The following is a 2,960-nucleotide window of genomic DNA, read 5'->3' on the forward strand; positions in this document are numbered from 1 at the left end:
CGAAGCGACACAGGTAAACAGCTGCGGGGCTTCGCCGGGCGGTAGGAGGTGGGATTGTGGCGACGGAGATCGTGTTCTTGGCCCCGGATGAGGAGAGTGCCGAGACTGCCCGCCGAGTGTCTCGAGCGATGGGAGTCGAGCTCGGTGTGGAAGCGTGTTCCGGTCATAGGAAGATTGAGGCAGCCACGAGGGCTGTACGGAACGGTGCCGAGGTTCTAATCAGCCGGTGGGGCTTCAGTCACAAGGAGATGTCAGAGCGACTGGGAGTCCCACTAATCCCTACCAAGATCACGGCCATCGATCTTACGCGGGCGATGGTGAAAGCCAACAGTGGAAAGGGCAGGATATGCGTAGTTTCGAGCGCGCCAGTTGTTCAATGCGCAATAGAGATGGCGTTCTATCTAAACATCCCCGTGGCGATGACGAGGGTCCTCCGCTCACTTGATCCTGCTGAGATCAGTGAGGCCCTGGATGCCGTCAGGCGTGTAGAGGGTACGGCAGTCGTGGGCGGCGTCACTATTACGACTGCCGCAACCCGGATTGGCCTGCAAGGTATCCAGATACAGATAGGCGAGGAAGTGCTGGCCGATGCCATCAGCGAGGCACAGCGGATCATCCCAGCGAAAAGGCGGGAGCGGGCCAAGGCGGAGGAAATCCGCACCATAATAGATTCGATAAGCGACGGGGTCATTGCTGTGGACCAGCAAGGCGATGTCACCGTCTTCAACAAGGCGGCGGAGAGGCTGACTGGGATACCGGCTCATGCAGCTGTTGGGGAACAGGCAAGCCTGATAGTTCCTGAGCTTGATATGACAAAGCCCCTTCAATCCAACGAAGTGGACATGGGCGCGTTGCAGTGTATACGGGGTAAGCAAGTGGTGATCAATCAGGCTCCGGTGATAACCAACGGCAGGACCACCGGAGCTATACTGACGTTCACCGAACTATCGAAGATCCAGACTGTCGAGCAAAAGGCCCGCAAGGAACTGAGTGCCAGGGGGCTCTTGGCCCGTTTCACACTGGATGATGTGCTAGGGACCAGCGCGGGAATAAGGGAAGCAACCGCCCTTGCGCGTAAACTCAGTGTCGCGGACGAGCCGGTGCTGATTCTCGGCGAAACAGGAACCGGAAAGGAAGTCTTCGCCCAAGGGATTCACAACGCCAGTCGCCGCCGGGAGGGTCCGTTTGTCGCCATCAACTGCGCGGCCATTCCGGAGAGTCTACTCGAAAGCGAGCTGTTCGGATATGTGGAGGGCGCTTTCACCGGTGCCCGAAAGCTCGGCAAGCCAGGCCTGTTTGAACTTGCCCACGGGGGCACCATCTTTTTGGACGAGATAGGGGAGACCCCGGTGGCACTTCAACCCCGCCTACTCAGAGTGCTTCAAGAGAAAGAAGTCATCCGGCTGGGCGATGACAGGGTGATCCCGGTAGACGTCAGAATCGTGGCGGCAACCAATGTAGAACTCGACGAACTTGTTGCTGACGGCAGATTCCGGCCCGATCTGTATCACAGATTGAACGTCTTGGCCTTGAGGCTACCTCCGTTGAGGGAGAGGCCAGAAGATATCGTGGCGGTTTTTGAGCATTTTGCGTACGAACTCAGGCGAAAGGGCAGACAAAGCTTGGGGAAACTGACGGACGAAGCCGCCCTGGAGCTTCGACAGCATGGTTGGCCTGGGAATGTCAGAGAACTCAGGAACGTAGTGCATCGTCTAGCCACCTTGTTCGGGAATGAGCTCGAGATCACCGGTCATCATGTAAGACAAGTGCTATATGTGGGATCCAACCACCGCGCAAGGATCCGCAGGATAAGTGAGGTTGAGGGAGACCTGATCCTCGAGGCCCTGAAAACCACCAACGGGAACAAGGCGAAGGCAGCTGCGATGCTTGGGATCAGTTACTGTACCCTGTGGCGCAGATTGAAGGCTCTCAGCCAAGAGCGGAGCCTCGCAAAGTGAAAGACCAGACGTCTCTCCAAAGTCCCTGTCCCCCGCGTCGCTAGAACGCGCTCTTTCAAGCCATCTATCACAATGACATTTCATCGGTTCCATGGCGGTACACGCATTACTCCCACGAAAGGCCCGTTAGCTGGAAGAGCCAGTAATGGAGGCCCGATCGGATAGGTGGTACGACTGTTGCATACCAAGTCGGCCGCGGTTGCTAAACAGACTCAGGGAGGGACTCCAATATGGGACAGTATGACTTACTGATCAAAGGCGGCCGAGTCTACACTGGAGGAAAGCTTGTCGATTGTGACGTTGCGGTCCAGGACGGGAAGATAGCCGCCCTTGTCAGACGCGGAGAGCCTCTGGAAAGCCGGCAGACGATGGATGCCACCGGACTCCTTGTGCTGCCTGGGGCAATTGACACACACGCGCACTTCCGGGAACCAGGCTTCACTCACAAAGAAGACATTGAGACAGGTACCAAGGCTGCGGCAGTGGGCGGCGTGACCCTCGCGGTCGACATGCCGAACGTGAGGCCGACTATCAACTCAGTCGAAAGATTCATTGAGCATCGAGAACTCGCGGCGACGAAGGCAGTCGTGGATTTCTGCCATTGGGCAGGTCCGCCCCAGAACCTGGACGAGATCAAAGACCTCCTCGACGTCGGAGCTCTCGGGATCAAGGTCTTCATGTGGAAAGACACCAAACGGGATTACCCCCACATGCCTGAACTGGGAATAACCGACCTCGGTCACCTATTCGACATCTTCTCTGCGTGCGCCAAGTATGGGGCAATTTGCGGCGTACATCCTCACACTCAGGATCTACTTCATCATATCGAGAAGAAGTACTTCTGGGAGAAGGGCCTCACGGACCCCCAGGCCTACGCGAAAGCGTTGAGATATGGGGACTCGATGAATTATGACATTGCCATTGCAACTCTCATTTTCCTGGCCCGTGCCGATCAAGTCCGATTTCTGGTGTAAAATCCCTCCGGTAGCTGACGGCCGAAAT

General features: G+C 56.8%; 2 protein-coding genes. Both read left to right on the forward strand.

The window, feature by feature from the left end:
- Positions 1 to 56: 56 nt before the first annotated feature.
- Positions 57 to 1,958 carry a sigma 54-interacting transcriptional regulator gene (locus NUW23_15730; protein ID MCR4427606.1) on the forward strand — a complete coding sequence of 634 codons (1,902 nt, stop codon included), beginning with the start codon at positions 57 to 59 and terminating at the stop codon, positions 1,956 to 1,958.
- A gap of 230 nt (positions 1,959 to 2,188) precedes the next feature.
- Complete coding sequence (locus NUW23_15735) at positions 2,189 to 2,932, forward strand: dihydroorotase family protein (protein MCR4427607.1); 744 nt, start codon at positions 2,189 to 2,191, stop codon at positions 2,930 to 2,932.
- Positions 2,933 to 2,960 lie beyond the last annotated feature (28 nt).

The sequence above is a fragment of the Bacillota bacterium genome, assembly GCA_024655925.1.
Taxonomy (GTDB): domain Bacteria; phylum Bacillota; class DTU025; order DTU025; family JANLFS01; genus JANLFS01.